A 17529-nucleotide genomic window follows, 5' to 3' on the forward strand; every position below is an offset into this window, starting at 1 on the left:
GCGAGCCGACCTGGCGGCCTGTGGCACGGACCGGCTATGCGCGCGCATCGACGAAAAGGCGCCGCGCCATGGAAACAAAAAGGAATACCGAACGATTGCGCTACGGCGGTAATCTTCGCGGAGTTCAGGGCTTGCGGCGTGGCGTGGATGTGCGAACGAGAAACAAAAGGCGGAGATGCCGAAACCCGGATAGGCGAAGTCTCCCTTCGGCGTGGCGATAGCGGTTCGGCGGTGAATACCCTGAGAACATCGCTCTGGATGCCGGGGTCCATGGCGTCGATTCTCAGCCGCTGGATACTTTGGGCACTTTCGGGCCGGCGGTGGAGCGCGCCGTCCTGCGCTTTCAGGCCAAGGCCGGGCTCCGGTGGGCGGCGATGCGGCGCGCCAAGCCGCTGATCCGCCGCGCCGGGGTTTCGATCGCCTGGGCGATGGCGTCATCCTCGCCCCAGATGCCGAGCGTGCGCCGGGCGCGCGAGATCGCCGTGTAGAACCATTGCCGCGACAGCAGCGGATGCCCGGTGCCGGGCGGCAACAGCAGCGCCACCTCGTCGTATTCGGAGCCCTGCGCCTTGTGCACGGTCAGCGCGAAAGCCGGCTCGTGCGGGGGCAGCGCGCCGATGTCGAAACCGCGCACGCCGCCATCCGCCTCGAACCAGGCCCGCAGATGCCCCGCGCCGTCGCGCAGGCAGAGACCGATGTCGCCATTCCACAGGCCGCTGGCGGCATCGTTGCGGGTGATCATGATCCGCCGCCCCGGATACCAACGCTCGCCTTCGCCAATACCCGCCCCGGCGTGGGTCTGAAGCGCGCCGGCCAGACGCGCCTCGATCTCGGCATTGACGCCGCTCGCCCCGAACGGCCCTTCGCGCAGCGCGCACAACAACTGGCGCTGGCGCAACGTGCGCAAATGCGCGGCCACGCGGCCGTGGTCATCCGGCGCGTGCGGTTGGTCGATGCCGTTTTCGCGCAATTCCGCCAGCAGCGCATCGGTCCAGTCGTGCAAGGCGGCGCGCCGCGCCGCGCCGTTGCGCAACGCCTGCCGCCGGGCCTGCGGCATGGCATCGGCAAGCGCCGCGCGGAAGGCGCCGGCGTCGCCGGCGCGCACCGCTTCGTTCAGCGGCAACAAGGCGCGGTCGGCGCGGAAGCTGTGACGCAGGCGCTGCAAGGATGCGCCCTCGCCCAGCACGGTCACGATGTCCTGCAACACCGAGCCGGTGCCCACCGAGTCGAGTTGATCGGCATCGCCAACCAGGATCAGGTGCGTGTGCGGCCGCAACGCCGCCAGCACGCCGCGCAACAGGGCGAGGTCGAGCATCGAGGCTTCGTCGATCACCACGATCTCGGCGGGCAGCGGGTGGTCGGCATCGTGCGACCAGCCGCCGCGCGCGCCGCGGCTGCCAAGCAGGCGATGCACGGTGCCCGTTTCCGCGGCCTGCACCTCCGCCAGGGCGTCGTGCCAATCGGCGGGGAAATCCGCCGCCGAGGCCGCGCGCAGCGATTCGCCCAGGCGCTGCGCGGCCTTGCCGGTCGGCGCGGCCAGGCGAATGCGCGGCGGGGTGGCGGATACGCGCACCAGCGCCATCAACAGACGAAGCACGGTGGTGGTCTTGCCGGTGCCCGGGCCGCCGGTCAGCACGAACAGGCGCTGGCCGAGGGCTTTTCGCACCGCCTCGCGCTGGTCGGCGATACGCGGATCGGCGGGATCGGGGAACAGTGTGTCGACGTCGAGTGTGGCGAGGCTTTCGGCGCCATCCAGACGCGCGGCGAGCAGCGCCGCCAGCGCGTTCTCGTGGGCGAAGTTGCGACGCAGATAGAACAATTCGCCATCGAGCACGAAGGGCGTGCCAGTGGATGCCGCATCGCCGACCAACGGCATCGGCGGCAACGCCTCGCGGAGCGCGGCGTCATCGATGCGCAGCGCACTGTCGCCCGCCGCCTCGGCCAGGCTCGTGCGCGCCGCCAGACGCGCCAGGCGCGCATCGCCGCCATGCGCCAGCACCCAAGCCGCGACCGCGTGTTCGAGCGGCCGCCAGTCCTCGCCCGCCATCGGCAATGGATGCGGTTGGAAACCGAAGAAACTGCCCGCCGGCTTCATGCCGCCGCCTCCGCATCATGGCCGGGCAAAGCGACCTGCGCCGCGTCGAGCAGCCGCTCGCCGAAGCGATGCCGCCACACGCCCGCGCCCGGTGCGAGCCCCGCGGCGCGCACGAACAAATAGCAGACCTCGCCGAGATGGCGTTCGCGCGAATAATCCGGTAGGCGCTGGCGTAGGTGGCGATCGAGCGCCAGCACGTAGAGCAGCGCCTGGAAACGGTAATGGGCGGCATCCATGGCGCGGCCGAGCGCATCGCCGGCGTAATCGCCGACCCGCGCGCCGAGGAAGTTGCCTTTGTAATCGAGCACGTGGAAACGGCCTTGATAACGGAACAGCAAATCGATCTTGCCGGTCATGAGCCCGGCCAGCGGGCGCTCGTTGGGCGGTACCAACAGCGGTTCGCCGTGCGCGGCGCAGGCGTCGCGCAAGACGCTCATCGAGGTGGCGTCCAAAGCGAAATGGAATTCCATTTCCGCCAGCAGATCGTTCGCGGGCAAGGCGCCCAAGGCGGGCAGATCGGCCGCCAGCGGCGCGGCCAACACGGCATCGATACGCCGGCCGAGCCGCGCGGCCAGCTCGCCGCCGCGCGCATCGTCGGGCCACAGGCTCTCGGCCTGCAATGCCTGGCGCAGCAATGCGCCCTGCCCCGTCACCGGCTGGCCCACCACGCGATGTTCGAAAACCGCGTGCATCGCGTTGCCGATGCCGATACCGCGCACGCCCTGCAACGCCAGCAGCTCCGGGTGTTCGTTTTCGGCCGTTTCCTCGCCCGGGGTCGTCTCGCCGGGAGAGACGACGGCCTCGTCGCCGGCGGCGGCTTCCTGGCTGCCGTCGCCGGCATGCAGGCCCCGAGTGAGCGTGCTGAAGCTATACCGGGATGGCAGCGCACCGCGCGCGGTTTCCGGCATCGCGCGGGCCTCGCCACGCGCGGTTTCGGCCAACGCTGGCCGGTAATGCGCGATTTCGCCGAGATTCCAGCCTTGTCGCCAATCGACATGCGGCGTCGCGGCGGCCAGTTCGACGCTATCGAGCGCGGGTTGCAAGCGGGCGAGCAGCACGTCCAGCGCACTGCGGCGGGTGCCGGCATCGCTCACGCTGGAGGCGCCCTTGCGCGCGTCCAGCGCGCGTTGAGGCGGCAGCGCATGGATGTGGCAGGCGTAGATGGCGCGGGTCAGCGCGACGTACAGCATGCGGAAGCGCTCGTCCTGCAATTCGCGCGCGGCCTGCGCCGCCGCCGCAGCATCGGCGCGCAACTGGCGCGTACCGGTGGCGGGGTCGTGCAGCACCACGAGGCCGTCCTCGCGGCGCTCGCCGTGCGCCCACATCAGCGGCAGGAACACCACCGGGAACTCCAGCCCCTTGCTGGCGTGCAGGGTCATCAGCCGTACTCGGGGCGCTTCCGATTCGATCCGCAACTGGCGCGACTCGCTGGCGCTTTCCTCGCCATCGGTGTCGCCGACGCGCGCGGCCGCCATCCAGTCCAGCAATTCGCGCGGCCCCAGCCCGGCCTCGGCTTCGGCCTGCAACGCCTCGCCCAAATGACGCAGATCGGTCAGCGCGCGCTCGCCATCCTCCCCGGCCAACAGGCGCGCGCCTGCCTGCCCGATCAACGCATCCACCAACGCCTGCACGCCGCGCGTCTGCCATAGCCGGCGCCAACCGTGGAAACGCAGGCTGATGGATTGCCAGGCGGCGGCATCGGCATCCAGCGCGCGGATGGCCGCAAGCGTCATGCCGCCCAGGCGGGTGGCCAGCGCGGCGCGGATCGGCGGCTGGCGCTCGGCGTGCAGCACGGCGTACAGGACGAGTTGCAGTTCGCGCGCGATGCCGGTGGCCAACACGCTGGATTTCGCCATCGCCACGCTGGGCACGCCGCGCGCTTCCAGCAGGGCCTTCATGCGCAGTATCTGCGCGTGGGTGGGCAGGAGCACGGCGATATCGGCCGGGCGCAGCGGCGCCTTTCCAATGAAGTGGGTGCCCGATGCCAGCATGGCCGCGATGTCGTTGGCGGCGGCCGACAGCGCGCGCTCGACGCGCTCGGCGCTTTCCTCCGGCGGCTCGGGGTCGATGAGGACGCGCAGCGGCTGCGCCAAGGGCGTTCCATTGATGGTGTAGGGCGCGGCGTCGCGGCGCGCGCTGGCCTCGACCGCGCGGTAGGCGATGCCGGAGGATGCGTCGCCGCCGGCATCCAGCGCCTCGCCGGCGTGGGCGAAGAACGCGTTGAGCGCGGCCACCATCGCCCGGGAGGAACGATGGTTGACCGCCAACCGCAGGTGGTCGCGCTCGGCGGCGCTGGCGGCGGCGCGCTGGTAGCTGTGGATATCGCCGCCACGGAAACGATAGATCGCCTGCTTGGGGTCGCCGATCATCACCAGGCGGCCGCGCGGCATGCCTTCCGCATCGCGATAGATGGCATCGAGAATGCCGTATTGCACGCCGTCGGTATCCTGAAATTCGTCCACCATCGCCACCGGCCAGGCGGCGAACAGGGCATCGGCCAGTGGCCGCGCGGCCTGGGCGCTTTCGTCGCGCAAGGCGGCGCGCACCTGGGTGAGGAGGTCGTCGAAGCTGCGCTGGTCGTGGCGTTCGGATTGCCGCGCCTTTTGCCGGATCGCCCAGCCGCGAATGGATTGCCAGAGCCGCTGGCGACGGGCATCGGCGAAGCGGGCGGCGAACGCGACGGTCTCATCGACCCCCGCCAGCGCCCGCGCGGTCGCCGCGAGGCCGCGCCCGACGGCACTGACGGCCTTGTCGTAATCGACCTTGGCGAGCGCTTCGGCCTCGGCGCTGCCGAGAGTCGTTTCGCCGTGGTTTTCGATGAAATCGGCGAGTTGCCGCCAGCCCCGGATGACCGCCTTGTAGTTGCCCTTCAGCCCGGCCGCGCCTTCGCGGAAGGCCGTGACGAGCTGCTCCGCCGGCCAGGGCGGTAATTCGATCTCCGGTACTTCGCTGCCCGGCGCCAGGCACTGGCCGATCTGCCGCGCGCTGGGCGGCTTCGGCAGGCAGGCGCGCAGTTCCGTGGGCAGCCAGACGCTCACCTCCGCGGGATCGCCCTGGGCAAGCACGCGGCGCAGGTCGGCGGCGATCTCGGCATGCCAGGCCGCGCCATCGACCAGTTCGCCCTGCACGAAACGGCCGCCGGCGGCGAACGGGTGCTCGGCCAGGATGCGCGCGCACAAGCCATGCAGAGTGGAAATCGGCGCGAGATCGAGTTCCGCCAGGGCTAGGCGCAGGCGTCTCAGGTCGGTCTCGCGGCGGGCCGGTTCGGCGCGCCAGCGGCCACGCAGCCAGCCGGTGTCGATGGCTTCCGCCGACGACGCGGCCGAGCCATCGAAACCCAGCGCTTCGGCTTCGGCCCAGGCAAGCCTGGCGCGCAGGCGTTCGCGCAGTTCGCTGGCGGCGGCATCGGTAAAGGTAGTGACCACGATGCGGCGCGGCGTCAGCGCGTTTTCCAGCAACAGGCGCAGGTAGAGCGCGGCGATGGTCCAGGTCTTGCCGGTGCCGGCGCTGGCTTCGATCAGGCTGCGGCCGCCGGGGGCGAGGTCGAGGTCGCGCCAGTCCGGCGCGTGGGCGGCGGCGCTCATCGGCCAGCCTCCCCGGCGGGTGGGCGGTGTGGTTCGAGGCCCGGTTCGAGCGCGGCGGCGAGTTCGCGGGCGAAATCCATCAATTCACGCAAGGCTGGCGAACCTGCCGCCCATGTTTCGTCTCCGGCCAGCAACGCGGCATAGCCGGGCGCGTAATCGCGCTCGCCGGTGCGCTGCCAGCCGGAGAGCCAGGCCGCCCGCGCGGCTCTGGCGATGCTGGCCTCGGTGGCGTCCTCGGCCTGCATCGCCCGCCAGGCGGCCCAACTGGTACGAGGGAAGTAACGCAGCGGATGCGCCTCGGCCGCGCACCACCAGCCGATCAGCCGGCCAAGCCGCGCTTCGAGGGCGGCGCGCGGCAGGTCGCCCGTGCGATAGCGCTCATCGGCGGTATCGAGCGCATCGGCCCAGGCATCGCGTTTCCGCGTGCTCAGGGTATAGCGCAGCGGCAGGTCGGCGGGCAGCGTGAGCCGCGCCGCCAGCCAGTCGAGGAAGGCGGCGGCGCGTTTGCCGAAATCCAGCGCCGCGTCCTGCCAGCGGCCGGTGTTCGCATCCTGCCTCGGCAGGGCGAGGTGCAGCAGTTGCAGCCCGCCACGGGGGTGGGCCAGCAAGCCATCGACCTGCCCATGCAGGCGCAGCGGCCGACCATCGAGATCGAGCGAAAGATCGATGGGCAGGCGTTGGCGTTCCAGCGATTCGCCCACCGCGCCCTGCGCGCGCAGGGCGTCGGCCAGCAGGCGGGTGAGTTCGCGCTCGTGCCGCCAGGCTTCCTCGCCCGCGCCCGCCGCCGGCATGCGGCCATCCAGCCGCAGCCAGTCCGGCGCGTGTTCGGGATGCCAGGCGGGATCGGCCAGCGCCCCTTCGAACAGCAGCCGGCGCGCCACGCTGTCGAAGCGCGGCAGGTGCGGCTCGATTGGTTCGTTCATCGGCAGGCGTTCGTCGTCCAGGGCTTCCAGGCTGAGCCGCAGCCGCCGTTGCAGCAGGTGGCGGGCGGGGTCGCGCCAGTAATCCTTCAGCGCCGAGAGCGCGAGGCTATCCGGCATGGGGGCTTCGGGCGCCGGGACGGCGGCGGGCATGGCGGGCGTAGCCGCGCGCAAGGCGGCATGGCCGGCGTGGTAGGTGTAGAGGCGGGGGTCGCGGCCATCGACATAGCGCGCATCGAACGGTTGCAGCGGGTGGCGCACGCGCCAGGGCGCGGCCGTGGCTAGCGCTTCGCCGGCGGCGGCATCGGCGCGCGCCAGCACGGCGGCAAGCTCGGCCAGCGGCGCGGCCGGGTTGCGCGGCTGTCCATCGCGCACGCCTTCACCCACGTAGGACAGATGCAGCCGCTGGCGCGCAGACATCAGGGTTTCCAGGAACAGATAGCGGTCGTCGAAGCGCTGGTCGCGGTCGCCCTGGCGGCGCAGGCGCGCCATCAGATCCAGGCCGCCGTCATCGACATGACGGGGGAATTCGCCGTCGTCCAGGCCAAGCACGGCGATGAAGCGGAAAGGGATCGCCCGCTGCGGCACCATGCCGCTGAATGTGGCGCCGCCCAGCAGGAATGGCTGGCGCGCCGGCGCGGATGCCAGCGCGGATCGCAGGCGTTCGGCAGCCACGGCGAAATGCAGGTCGGGATCGACCCCGGCGGCGGCGGTTTCGGTGCGCAGGCTGGCGATGATCCGCTTCAGCGCGTCCCAGGCATCGCGCGCGGGGCGCGCTTCGCGGTCGATACGCAGCACGGCCTCGGCCAGTTCTTCGAAATAGCCGGCCCACTCGCTGGCCGGCAGGGTCTGCGTCGAGCGCGTCAACAGCCGCCGCACCTGCCGCAGCAGCGCATCCAGCGCGCCCAGCGCCGCGGCGTGTTCGCCGTGCAGGCCGGGCAACGGCAATAGTTCGGTGCCGTCGGGCAGATGCATGGCCTGGGCCGCTTCGCCGCTTTCGTCGCTGGCGAGATAGCCGGCGATCATCCGGTCCAGCGCCCAGGCGAAGCCGTGTTCGGCCAACGCCGGCACGCCGAAACCGCCGCGATGGGCGGCGTCCAGCGACCATGCCACCCGCGATTCCGCCAACAGTTCGGCCAGCGCGTCCAACGCGCCGGCATCCAACCCGAAGCGGCGCGCGAGTTCGGGCATCGACAGCAGATCGAGCACTTCGGCCGCCCCCAGCCGCGAGGCCGGCAACGCAAGCAGCCGCAGGAAGGCGGCGAACAGCGGGTGGGCCTGGGCCACCGGCGCGTCGGCGGTGTGATAGGGCAAGGGCTCGCGCGGGTCGCCAGGGTGGCCGAACAGCGCCGGAATCAGCGGCAGGTAGCGGCGGATGTCCGGCGCCATCACCAGCATCTCGCCCGGTTCGATACCGGAGGCGCGCGCGTCGAGCATGGCGTCACGGAGGATTTCCAGCTCGCGCTGCGGCGTGTGGGCCAGGTGGATGCGCAGCGAGGGGTCGGCCATTTCCTCATCGAGACCGGCACACGGGACGATCAGCGATTCGTCCAACTGGCGGATGCTTTCCTGCACCCGTTCGAGGCGGTTTGCCGGTGCCGGCGATGCGTCGTCGCGCCAGTGGCGGATATCCTCGCGCACGTCGCCATCCAGCAGCGCGGCGAAGAAATGCTGGCCCAGCCGCCCCCAGCGCGCGAGCAGTTCGTGCCGCGCCGGCCGCCACCAGTCGCCGCCTTCGGCCGCCGCTATCAAGCTGTCCTCGGTCCGCCGCCAGTCGGCGGCGGCGCCCTCCCCCAGCACGCCCCAGTAATCGCGGCAGGGATCGGGCAGATAGAGCGCGACCAGCGCCTGCTCGGCATAGGCGCGCAGCACCGCCAGCTCGGCCGGCGCCAGATGGCTGAGGCCGAAGACGTGCAGCACCGACACGCGCGCCTCGCCCTGCCCGGCTTCGCGCTGGAGCCGCGCGATCAATTCGGCCACCACCTCGGCGCGGTGGCTGCCGATCTCGCGCACCGCCCGCCGCCACAACGGCGCCAGCAGGCGCGATTCGGTGACGGCCAACTGCGCATCGGCGCTCGCCGCGGTGGCATAGCGGTGCTGGCCGCGCGCCCAGGCATCGAGCCAGTCCGGGCGGTAAACCAGGTATTGCGAATACAGCCGCGCCAGGCGGTCGGCCAGTTGATAGCGGCGGCGCGAGCGTTCGGCGTCGTCAAGCCCGGCATCGAGGAAACGCGCGATGCGCGGATCGTCCAGCCCCGGGACGGCCGCCGTGTCGCCCAGCCACTGGTACAGGTTCCAGCGCAAGTGCTGGCGCTGCCAACGCGGCAACGCCACCGCATGCGCGCCCAGCCGCGATTGCGCCAGGCGGTCGATCCAGGCCGAGGGCAGCATCACCTCCAGATTGGCGATGACGCCCTGCCGTCCCATCCGCTTCGCCAATGCGCCGGTCAGCCATTGCTTCATGCCGGGGTGGGCGGCGATCACCGTCTGCGCTTGTAGCGGGTCGTCCGGCCAGGTGGCGTCGAGCAGGCGGCGGAAAGGGTCGAGCAGCGCCTCCAGCCGCGAGGCGCGGTAGATCACCAGCCCGCCCTCGCCCGGCGCGGGTTCGACGATGGGCGGGGGCGAAGAAGGCGCGGCGGCATGCGGACTCATGCGCGCATGATGCCGGAGCCAGGGCGCGGTGGCCGCATCCCTGGCGGTATCAGCGCGACTGACGCAGCGCGTTCAGCAGCTTGAGTCCGGCGCGGCCGTCCTGCGGCCAGCCCAGGCGCGCCTGTTCGCGGCGGATGGCCTCGCGGCTGGCGCGGCCGAGCACGCCATCGACGTGGCCGATGGCATGACCGCGCGCGGCCAGCAGGCGTTGCAGCGCCATGCGCTCGTCGCGGCCCAAGCCGGGATCGTCGGTGGGCCACGGCGTGGCAAGCCCCGGCGCGCCGCGCAGGGCATCGGCCAGCAGTGCGATCGCCAGCGCGTAACTTTCCGCCGCGTTGTAGCTGTGAATGGCGTCGTAATTCTTGAACACCAGAAAAGCCGGCCCCGCCACGCCGGCCGGCGCCAGCACGGCGGCGCGGGTATCGGGCGGCAGGTCGAGCGCGACGCCATCGATACGGGCGACGCCCAGCGCCCGCCATTCGCGCAAGGGCTTGCGTTGGGTGCGGCCGGCCAACGCGACGTTGAAGCCAGCCGGCAATTTGACCTCGTGGCCCCAGGGCTGGCCGCCGCGCCAGCCCGAGCGCACCAGGTAATGGGCCGTGGAACCGAGCGCGTCGGGAATGCTGCCCACTAGATCGCGGCGACCATCGCCATCGAAATCCACCGCGATGCGGTTGTAGGTGGAGGGCATGAACTGGGTATGGCCGAAGGCGCCGGCCCAGGAGCCGCGCAGGTCGTCCACAGCCACGTCGCCGCGCTGGACGATCTTCAGCACCTCGTACAGTTCGCTGCGGAAGAAAGGCTGACGGCGGCCGAAGCAGGCCAGCGTCGCCAGCGATTGCAGCAACGGGCGGCGGCCGAAGTTCTGCCCGTAATCGCTTTCCACGCCCCAGACCGCCACCACCGTGGCCGGGTCCACGCCGTAGCGCGCCTCCACCTGGCGCAGCAGATCGGCATGCCTCGCCAGCCGCTCGCGGCCTTCGCGGATGCGCCGCGCATCCACCAGCATCGCCAGGTAATCCCACAGCGGCGTGACGAACTCCGGCTGACGGTTCAGTAGCGGCAGCACCGACATGTCCGGCGTCACATCCGGCAGGTGGCGGTCGAAGGCCGCCGCCGCGACTCCGGCGGCGATGGCCGGCGCACGCAGGCCGGCCACGCATTGGCCAAACCGCGCCAGTTCGGCTTCGCTCGGCGCGACCGTGGCCGGCGGCGCGGACGGTGGCGTGGCAACGAGCACGGGCGGCGGTTCCGGCGCCACCGGCGGCGGCGCGGGCGGCGTGAGCGTCGGCGGCGCGGCGCACGCGGCCAGCAGCGCGGCGGCAAACAACGGCGGAGCGAATCGGGACGGGCGGTTCACGGCGATCCTCGCGCGGGGATGGCCGGCATCATGCCACCACCGCGCGACGGTCACGCCGCATCCCCGGCCCAAAGCACCGGCAATTCCACGCTGCGGCGGAAATCGAAGATCAGTTGGGTCTGGATATGCGCCACCTCGGGCCGCTCGGTGAAGATGGCCAGCGTCAGCTCGCGCAGGTGGTCGGCATCGCGCGCGCCGACATGGACCAGGAAATCGTCGGCCCCCGCCAGGTGGTAATAAGCGATCACCTCGCGCTGGCGGCCCAGGTGCGCCTGGAAACTGTCCACCAGTTCGCGCGAGTGACGGGCCAGCCGCACCGCCACCATCGCCTGCATGCCGATGCCCAGCGCCCGTGGCGCGATCTCGGCGTGATAGCCCAGGATCGCCTTCGATTCGTGCAGGCGGCGCACCCGCTCCAGCGCGGTGGAAGGCGCGATGGCGGTCTTTTCCGCCAAGTCCTTGTTGGGCAACCGCGCATTCTTCCGCAACAACCGCAGCAGGGCGATGTCGATTCGGTCGAGCATGAAAAATCCATCCGATAACGAAATGATCTTCGATGGATAGTGCCAGAGCCGAAGCATTGACTACGATCCAGCTTTACCACCGAAAGGAATATCGCAATGCCGCATCCACACCGCTTTGCCACCCGCGCCGTGCATGCCGGCCGTGAAGACTTCGCCGAGCTCTGCGTCCACGCCCCGCCGCTGGACCTTTCCACCACCTATCCGGTACAGGATCTGGCGGTTGGCGAAACCAGCTTCGATGCCCTGGTCGGCGGCGCCGCCGATGCCGCCAACCCGATCTACGCCCGCCTGCACAACCCCACCGTGGCCCGTACCGAGCGCGCCCTGGCCGAACTGGAAGGCACCGAAGCCTGCATCGCCTACGGCTCCGGCATGGCGGCGCTGACCGCCGTGCTGCTCGCGCGCGCCCAGCATGGCCGCCACGTGCTGGTGGTGCGGCCGCTGTACGGCACCTCCGATCACCTGCTGGCAAGCGGCCTGCTGGGCATCGAGGCCGAATTCGTGGAAGCCGGCGAGATCGCCGCGAAGAAACGCGCCGACACTTCGCTTGTCATCATCGAAACCCCAGCCAACCCCACCCTCGACCTGATCGACATCCGCGCCGTGGTCGAGGCCGCGGGCGAAGTGCCGGTGCTGGTCGATTCCACCTTCGCCACCCCGGTGCTGCAACGCCCGGTGACGTTCGGCGCAAGCTACGTGCTGCACAGCGCCACCAAGTTCCTCGGCGGCCACGGCGACGTCATCGCCGGCGTGGTCTGCACCTCGGAGGCGCACGCGTCGGCGCTGCGCACCATGCGCGCGGCAACCGGCGCGCTGCTGCACCCGCTGGCCGCTTATCTCATCCACCGCGGGCTTTCCACCCTGGAGATGCGGGTGCTGCGCGCACAGGAAAACGCCCGCGCCCTGGCCGACAGGCTGGCGGCGCACGCGGCGGTGAAAACCGTCCATTACCCCGCGCTCGGCACCGTGAAAAACGCCCACCTGGCCGATACGCAAATGAGCGGGCCGGGCACGCTGATCGCCTTCGACCTGCATGGCGGGCACGCAGCGGCGGCCACGGTGATGCGCAAGGTGAAACTGATGACGCCGGCGGTGAGCCTGGGCTCGGTCGATACGTTGATCCAGCACCCGGCCGGGCTGACCCACCGCGTGGTCGATGCGGAAACGCAAACGAAATACGGCATCACCCCCGGCCTGCTGCGGCTGTCGGTGGGCATCGAGCACCTCGACGACCTCTGGGACGACCTCGCGCAAGCACTGGCCTGAGCGCACCGCCCCTCACCGCGACGACGAAGGCCCGCCCCATGGGCGGGCCATTCGGCCAAGATGTCGAAACGACGGCCGCCCGCCGCCTCCGCGATTTTCCCGGCGCCCGAAACCACGCATGGAAACGGCCGAAACTTGAGGGCGGGCATATTCCCCCGGCCAAGGGCATGGGCCAATCATTCCTGAGCCACGACTCCCCCCACGCCGCCCCGGTAATGACACCGTTGTCAGCACGCCTGAAACCGAGACGTCCCATTGGCCCGCCCCGCCATGAACGATTCGCCGCAACGCTTCCGCAACCGCCCACAAGCCAAATTAATGAACTGCCATGACTGGCATTGAAGCGGTATGGTCGTGTTTACAGAGCACAGGAAACCCGAAATGAACCCGCCCCTGCCCGCCGCCCCCTGGCCGTTCGACCGCTCGCTGAAAAAATTGCCGAAGGAATGCGGCGAGTGGCTAGGCTACGAAAGCCACAGCCCCGAAGAGGGGATCGCCAAGGTGCAAGCCTATCTGGACGAGCCAGGCATCGTTCAACGCAAGCTGGTGATGCCTCTTAATAGGGTTTGGCATTACTACAGCATCGCCGCCTGCGATGCCTACTTCCGTTCGAGCGCCGATGATCTCTCGCGCTTCCTGAATTGGTCGATCGCCTTCGGCAGCCTGTATTACCGCATTCTGGGGACTTCCTCGGAAAGCAAGCCCAATCCGGATGCACACTTCCCAAGCCCACTTTGGGACAGCAACCGAGCGGCAGGCCCTTGCCTGCTGTCGCAATGGCCGGCGGCGGAAGCCGGCGCGTACTTCCTGATACGTAATGTCGAGATCGACCAGGATTACATACCCGACCCAAAGCACCGCCGTTACCGCGAAGGCACCAACGACACCTTCTACGCCTACTTCCTGGCCGATGCCTTCGGCATCCCGAGCCATTACCAATCCGCCACGCCGCTGGTCACGGCCTACCGGCAGTTGCTGGAACACTGGCGCACCGACGACCCGGAGATATTCCAGCGCGTGATGCGGGAGGCCGCCGCCTTCCACATCAGCCGCAGTAAGCACGGAACCGACCGCAACAAATATGAGTTCGAAACTGCTGTCGACCGCGTCTTCCCCCCCGAGCTGCTGGCCGTCCAGGCCATCCGCCGGCGGTTGGGCCTGCCAGTCTTCGAGGCCGGCCATCCGCTGGTCGATGCCCCCTGGGCGGTGATCCAGCACCTGCCGGCCGCCGCCCCCCACCCGCTGGCCGTGGCGCTGGAGGCGCGCATGCGGCAGGACTATCCCTTGTTTCGCTGATCCCCACCGGAGCCATTGCCATGAACGATTCGCCGCAACGCTTCCACAACCGCCCACAAGCCAAATTAATGAACTGCCATGACTGGCATTGAAGCGGTATGGTCGTGTTTACAGAACACAGGAAACCCGAAATGAACCCGCCCCTGCCCGCCGTCCCCTGGCCGTTCGACCGCTCGCTGAAAAAATTGCCGAAGGCGTGCGACGAGTGGCTGGGATACGAAAGTAACTGCTCCGAAGAGGGGATCGCCAAGGTGCAAGCCTATCTGGACGAGCCGGGCATCGTTCGGGGCAAGCTGGTGATGCCCCTGAAAAGAATCGGGCATTACTACAGCATCGCCGCCTGCGATGCCTACTTCCGTTCGAGCGCCGATGATCTCTCGCGCTTCCTGAACTGGTCGATCGCCTTCGGCAGCCTGTATTACCGTGCCCTGGGTACTTTCGCAGTGATGTATCCAAAAGCTGGAGCAAGCTATCCGATCCCGCTTTGGGACAGCAACCGTGCTGTGGGACCCTGCCTGCTGTCGCAATGGCCGGCGGCGGAGGCCGGCGCGTACTTCCTGATACGTAATGTCGAGATCGACCAGGATTACATACCCGACCCAAAGCACCGCCGTTACCGCGAAGGCACCAACGACACCTTCTACGCCTACTTCCTGGCCGATGCCTTCGGCATCCCGAGCCATTACCAATCCGCCACGCCGCTGGTCACGGCCTACCGGCAGTTGCTGGAACACTGGCGCACCGACGACCCGGAGATATTCCAGCGCGTGATGCGGGAGGCCGCCACCTTCCACATCACCCGCAGTAAACCCGGGACGGATAAAAATACATATGAATTCGAAACTGCTGTCGACCGCGTCTTCCCCCCCGAGCTGCTGGCCGTCCAGGCCATCCGCCAGCGGCTGGGCCTGCCGGCCTTCGAGGCCGGCCATCCGCTGGTCGATGCCCCCTGGGCGGTGATCCAGCACCTGCCGGCCGCCGCCCCCCACCCGCTGGCCGTGGCGCTGGAGGCGCGCATGCGGCAGGACTATCCCTTGTTTCGCTGATCCCCACCGGAGCCATTGCCATGAACGATTCGCCGCAACGCCGTCGCAGCATTGAACTGGCCGCACTCGCCGCCGCCACCGGGCCGGATGGCCAGGTCGACCTGACCGCCTACGAGGCGCAACGCTTGATCCTGCGACATCAAAACCTCGACGGGATCGACGCCAACGCCCTGGTGGCGGCGCTGACCCGCAACCCGGCCTACCAGAGCGAGGCCGGCCGGCAGCAGGTGGGCCCGTTGCTGGCAGCCCTGCGCGAGCGGGTGCCGGCCGCCGCCCGCGCCCGCCTGGACGAAGCCCTGGACGGCGCCAACGTCGGCGAATCGGGGCTGCGGCGTGCCTATGAGGATTGGATCGAGCAGCCGGTCGCGCGCGCCCTGCGGCAAGGGACGCAAGCGGTGGGCGAGCACAACCAGCAGATCAGCGACGCCTTGGCCACCAGCCTGCGCTGGGCCGAGGGCCTGGGCAAAGGCCCGCAAAGCCCGTGGCTGGAACGCGCGGCCAGCCAACTGGCCGCCCAGGGTATCGGCGATCTGCAATCGGCCTACGGCACCATGAAGGGGGCCAGCCAGCAAGCGCTCTCGGTAATGGGCGATACGGTGGATCTGGCCAGGCTGGCATACCGCTTCGGTACCGACAGCGACTTCCGCTACATGATGATCGGCGCGGCGGCCATGTACGCCGCCGAGGTCGCGCGCGACCCCGGCAAGCCGGTGGACGACATCCGCAATGCGGCCGTGAACGCGTTCAACGAATGGTCGCGCGGGCTGGAGCAGGCGCAGGCCGAGGGCAAGGAACAGGAATACCTGGGGCAGGCGCAGGGCGCGGTGGGGGTGGAGCTGATTGCCAGCATCGTGCCTATCAGCAAAGTGGCGAAACTGGGCAAGCTGGCCCGGGCCGTGGACAAGGCCGATGACCTGCCGCCGGCGCGAACGCCTGACGGCCCCGCCGAAGCGCGGGCCACGGGCGAGCTGGCGCAGGCATTGACCGAGCTTTCGCGCGATGCCGCCCGCGCCCAGGCCCGTGGCGGGCTGGAGCGGCGCGCGGGCGATCTGTTCTTCAGCGGCCTGGCCGGCGTCAAGCGCAGCCAGGGCGAGCTGAACGAACTGGTGGATGGCCTGCGCAAGCATGGCGAGGTGGATGGGCTGCTGCGCAGCGGGGCGCTGACCCCCAACGAGCTGGGCTATCTGGCGCGCCGGGACGTCCAACTGTTCGAGGGCGAGGTGAGCTTCCACCAAGCCTTGGATGCGCATATCGGCCAGCGGCCGCTATCGGCCCTGGGCCGCCGCGAGGTGGGCGACATCGGCGAGGCCATCACCGCGCACGACCTGGCGCGCAAGGGCTACCGCGACTTGGTGCCGATCCAGAACAATTCCGGCCACGGCAACGATCTGCTCGGCATCAACCCCGAGACCAACCGCTGGGAAGTGCTGGAGGTCAAGGCATCGGTGCAGGGCATGGCCAAGTCTCAGACGGGGGAGCCGTTTCCACTGGTTACGAAGCGTCTTGAGCGAGCAGCAAAAGCGGAAAGCCACTGGGCTTCCAAGAACGTCTGGGAAGAACAAACCAAACCCACGGCACAGCGCGTCTTGGACGAGGTGTACGACCAAGCTACCGAGAAACTCGACGTCGACCCCAAATGGTCGCGCGTCAACATCGAACGCGATGCGGCCACCGGCGAACTGAAGGCCACGCCCGAGATCAGCGACTGGCAATCCCCCGCGCAGCGCCGGCCAGCACCCGAGGAGAGCCATTCGCTGGCCCCGCTTCCGCCCGGCTTCGCCCCGGCGCTGCGGCATGGCCGCGACATCCGCACACCGGATCACCCCGGCCACGATGTCTACGCCCACACCCTGAAAGCCGTGCAACGCATGGAGGCCGAACAAGGCATCGCCCCCGGCCCGCATACCGAACTGCTGGCGGCCCGCCTCACCGCCGAATCCGCCGAGCGCAAGCAGGGCATCACCCGGGTGGAGATGGGCAAGGACGGCCGGATTCACGCCATCGAGCGCCACTACGCCGAGGACGAAGGCAGGCGCTTCGGCCTGCCCGCGGCCGAGGCCACCGCGGTCCCGGTGGAAACCTCGGGAGAGCGCTGGCTGGCGGCGGCTTCATCGCACTACGTCTCGACGCAACCGCCGGCCGAACGTACCGAGGCCCACGAGTTCAGCTTGCAGGTGCTGCCCCCCAGGGATCGGCGGATGTTCAGCCTGCTGCGCGCGCTGACCCCGGCGCACATCGGCGACGAGCCGGTGGCGCAGGCGATGCTGGAAGCCAAGCGAAGCGGCATCCACGAGATGGAGCAAGTGACCGCGGTGATGATGCTGGGCGACCAGTTGAACGTGATCGGCGAACGCCCCGACCAACGCATTGCGCTGAACGTGACCGCCGAAGCGCTGCCGATGCAAGAGAGCATCCAGCAGACGCTGGAAGTCAACCAGCAACGCCAGCAGCAGGAACAACAGCAGGCGCAGGTCAAGGCCATGTCGCTGGGCTAAGCCAGCGCGCGCGAAGGCCAACCGTGAAGAGGGCCGTATTCGTTCCGTCGCGAATACGGCCATAAACCAGCGCGCGCGAAGACGAACCGCGACCGCTCCCCCGAACGCCAGCCATCCCGCACGCGGCCGCGATACCGGCCGCCCGCGTCGGAACGCACCGGGACGCACCGGAACACACCGGAACGCACCGGGACACACCGGGACACACCGGGACACACCGGGACACACCGGGACACACCGGGACACACCGGGACACACCGGGACACACCGGGACACACCGGGACGCACCGG

The 17529-nt window shown here is 69.6% G+C and carries 9 protein-coding genes; 4 read left to right on the forward strand and 5 right to left on the reverse strand.

Going from position 1 to position 17529, the window contains the following annotated elements; all coding sequences use genetic code 11:
- Positions 1–343: 343 nt before the first annotated feature.
- The 5 genes from recD to EBB59_RS12720 all read right to left on the reverse strand — a co-directional run bounded on the left by recD (position 344) and on the right by EBB59_RS12720 (position 11135).
- A complete protein-coding gene (recD, locus tag EBB59_RS12700; RefSeq protein ID WP_122102522.1) occupies positions 344–2095 on the reverse strand; it encodes an exodeoxyribonuclease V subunit alpha in 1752 nt (583 codons plus the stop codon).
- Entirely contained in the window at positions 2092–5679 is a 3588-nt protein-coding gene (locus EBB59_RS12705; RefSeq protein WP_122102523.1) for a UvrD-helicase domain-containing protein, read from the reverse strand. The genes recD and EBB59_RS12705 overlap by 4 nt, the downstream gene beginning before the upstream one ends.
- On the reverse strand, positions 5676–9251 hold the full coding sequence (gene recC, locus EBB59_RS12710; protein WP_122102524.1) for an exodeoxyribonuclease V subunit gamma: 3576 nt from the start codon (positions 9249–9251) through the stop codon (positions 5676–5678). Before recC ends, EBB59_RS12705 begins: the two co-directional genes overlap by 4 nt.
- A gap of 49 nt (positions 9252–9300) precedes the next feature.
- Positions 9301–10512 carry a lytic murein transglycosylase gene (locus EBB59_RS12715; protein ID WP_425451835.1) on the reverse strand — a complete coding sequence of 404 codons (1212 nt, stop codon included), beginning with the start codon at positions 10510–10512 and terminating at the stop codon, positions 9301–9303.
- A gap of 149 nt (positions 10513–10661) precedes the next feature.
- Positions 10662–11135, reverse strand: coding sequence for an Lrp/AsnC family transcriptional regulator (locus EBB59_RS12720; RefSeq protein ID WP_122102530.1), 474 nt, complete (start codon positions 11133–11135; stop codon positions 10662–10664).
- A gap of 96 nt (positions 11136–11231) precedes the next feature.
- Here EBB59_RS12720 and EBB59_RS12725 point away from each other — a divergent pair, with 96 nt between their 5' ends.
- The 4 genes from EBB59_RS12725 to EBB59_RS12740 all read left to right on the forward strand — a co-directional run bounded on the left by EBB59_RS12725 (position 11232) and on the right by EBB59_RS12740 (position 17238).
- A complete protein-coding gene (locus tag EBB59_RS12725) occupies positions 11232–12401 on the forward strand; it encodes a trans-sulfuration enzyme family protein (RefSeq protein WP_122102525.1) in 1170 nt (389 codons plus the stop codon).
- Positions 12402–12782: 381 nt separating this feature from the next.
- On the forward strand, positions 12783–13697 hold the full coding sequence (locus tag EBB59_RS12730) for a hypothetical protein (RefSeq protein ID WP_122102526.1): 915 nt from the start codon (positions 12783–12785) through the stop codon (positions 13695–13697).
- Between the two features lie 131 nt (positions 13698–13828).
- Positions 13829–14743, forward strand: a complete 915-nt coding sequence (locus EBB59_RS12735; protein ID WP_122102527.1) for a hypothetical protein — start codon at positions 13829–13831, stop codon at positions 14741–14743.
- Between the two features lie 20 nt (positions 14744–14763).
- Positions 14764–17238 carry an XVIPCD domain-containing protein gene (locus EBB59_RS12740; protein WP_122102528.1) on the forward strand — a complete coding sequence of 825 codons (2475 nt, stop codon included), beginning with the start codon at positions 14764–14766 and terminating at the stop codon, positions 17236–17238.
- Positions 17239–17529 lie beyond the last annotated feature (291 nt).

It is taken from the genome of Solilutibacter pythonis (genome assembly GCF_003697345.1).
Taxonomy (GTDB): Bacteria; Pseudomonadota; Gammaproteobacteria; order Xanthomonadales; family Xanthomonadaceae; genus Solilutibacter; species Solilutibacter pythonis.

Bases quoted from the DNA above. Each gene is read 5' to 3' on its own strand.
- recD (WP_122102522.1), bottom strand. From the start codon at position 2,095: ATGAAGCCGGCGGGCAGTTTCTTCGGTTTCCAACCGCATCCATTGCCG.
- EBB59_RS12705 (WP_122102523.1), bottom strand. From the start codon at position 5,679: ATGAGCGCCGCCGCCCACGCGCCGGACTGGCGCGACCTCGACCTCGCC.
- recC (WP_122102524.1), bottom strand. From the start codon at position 9,251: ATGAGTCCGCATGCCGCCGCGCCTTCTTCGCCCCCGCCCATCGTCGAA.
- EBB59_RS12720 (WP_122102530.1), bottom strand. From the start codon at position 11,135: ATGCTCGACCGAATCGACATCGCCCTGCTGCGGTTGTTGCGGAAGAAT.
- EBB59_RS12725 (WP_122102525.1), top strand. From the start codon at position 11,232: ATGCCGCATCCACACCGCTTTGCCACCCGCGCCGTGCATGCCGGCCGT.
- EBB59_RS12730 (WP_122102526.1), top strand. From the start codon at position 12,783: ATGAACCCGCCCCTGCCCGCCGCCCCCTGGCCGTTCGACCGCTCGCTG.
- EBB59_RS12735 (WP_122102527.1), top strand. From the start codon at position 13,829: ATGAACCCGCCCCTGCCCGCCGTCCCCTGGCCGTTCGACCGCTCGCTG.
- EBB59_RS12740 (WP_122102528.1), top strand. From the start codon at position 14,764: ATGAACGATTCGCCGCAACGCCGTCGCAGCATTGAACTGGCCGCACTC.